Origin of the sequence: Rhizobium sp. IY2 (assembly GCF_047532935.1) — a bacterium.
GTDB classification, from domain to species: domain Bacteria; phylum Pseudomonadota; class Alphaproteobacteria; order Rhizobiales; family Rhizobiaceae; genus Rhizobium; species Rhizobium anhuiense.
In genome coordinates, this window is sequence record NZ_JBLKNU010000062.1 from 1 (window position 1) to 223 (window position 223).

Below are 223 nucleotides of genomic sequence, written 5' to 3' on the forward strand. Positions count from 1 at the left end.
CGCCGTGCCGACGCTCATCGTCTATATCCTCGCCGGCCGCTACTTCGTGCGCGGTCTGATGGCGGGCGCTGTCAAAGGGTAATCCATGGCCTTCCTCGAAATCTCCGGTCTGAAAAAGCGCTTCGGCGCCGTCGACATTCTCAAGGGCATCGACCTCGAACTCGACAAGGGCGGCTTTCTCGTGCTGGTCGGCCCGTCCGGCTGCGGCAAGTCCACCCTGCTC

1 protein-coding gene is annotated in these 223 nt (G+C 63.2%); it reads left to right on the plus strand.

What is annotated here, in order from left to right; genetic code table 11:
• Positions 1-85: 85 nt before the first annotated feature.
• A partial coding sequence (locus ACMUVN_RS33395; protein WP_414816068.1) for an ATP-binding cassette domain-containing protein occupies positions 86-223 on the plus strand: 138 nt, incomplete at its 3' end.